Below are 1,202 nucleotides of genomic sequence, written 5' to 3' on the forward strand. Positions count from 1 at the left end.
GACCAGGACTGCGACCAGTGCGGGATGATCGTCTCCGACCAGCCCGGGACTGTCGGGCAGGTCCACTTCGAGGACGACGAACCGGAAGGGGGGCGCCCGGCGCAGTTCTGTAGCGCCACCTGTACGTACACCTACCGCTTCGACGCCGAGGACGCGGGGCGGACGCCGCTCGCGACCTTCCTCACCGACTACTCCGCGGTCGATCAGGAGGTATTCGAGGAGGGCGGCGACACGATGTTCTCCTCGCACGTCGGGAGCGAGGCGTTCGCCCGCGAGACGGCCCTCACGGTCGTCGCGCGCAGCGAGGTGATCGGCGCGATGGGGCCGGACCTGATCCCGTTCACCGACGACGGAGACGTCGACGAGTTCGTCGCGGAGTACGGCGGGGAGGCGATGCCCGCGACCGAGGTGGAGCGCGCGACGCTTGAGGCCTTATAAACAGGCGGGGGACCGACGAAGAGGGTATATAAATTCGAGATCGACGGAGAGTAGGGTATATAAACAGACCGCGGAACGCGGCCGTGTTCGGGCCCGCTCCGACTACTCGCCGCCCCACTTCTCGACGCGCTTCGGGCGGTCCGAGACCGCCATCACGTCGAGGTCGTCGCCCGCGTGGTCGAGGGCTTCGAGCGCGGCCTTCGCCGACGCGTGCGTCGAGAAGTAGGTGATCTCCTCCTCGACCGCGACCTCCAGCAGGTCGCGCTGGCGCGAGACGATGAGGTCGAGGTCGCCGCGCTTGGCCGCCGCGATCAGGTCCGTCGCCTCGCTCAGCTCGAAGTGTTCCGCGTACCCGTCGACGAGCGCCTCGCCCGCCTCGGTGTCCGGGTCCGGGAACTCCTCCGCCGAGAGGTCGACGACGGCGGTGCCGGACTCCGGGATGGGCTTCCCGGTCGAGTCCTGCGCCTTGTCGTACGCCTTGCCGAAGGAGGTCGCGGTGCCCATCACCTCCCCGGTGGACTTCATCTCCGGGCCGAGCCGCGGGTCCGAGCCCGGCAGGCGGTCGAACGGCAGGACGACCTCCTTCACCGAGCGGTGCTCGGGGACCTGCTCGTCGGCGTCGAGGTCGGCGAGCGTCAGGTCGTCGGTCATCACCTTCGCCGCGAGCTTGGCGATGGGGACTCCCGTCGCCTTCGAGACGAACGGGACGGTCCGCGAGGAGCGCGGGTTCGCCTCCAACACGTACCCCCCGCTTTCGGCGTCGC

General features: G+C 69.3%; 1 protein-coding gene and 1 pseudogene. One reads left to right on the plus strand and one right to left on the minus strand.

Going from position 1 to position 1,202, the window contains the following annotated elements:
* The coding region (locus B9G38_RS16920) for a nitrous oxide reductase accessory protein NosL (RefSeq protein ID WP_086221141.1) at window positions 1-438 on the plus strand (438 nt) is incomplete at its 5' end.
* 102 nt (window positions 439-540) lie between these two features.
* Here B9G38_RS16920 and B9G38_RS16925 read toward each other — a convergent pair.
* Window positions 541-1,202, minus strand: a pseudogene (locus B9G38_RS16925) (carbamoyl-phosphate synthase large subunit); the annotation flags it as partial.

Source organism: Halorubrum sp. SD612, assembly GCF_002135005.1.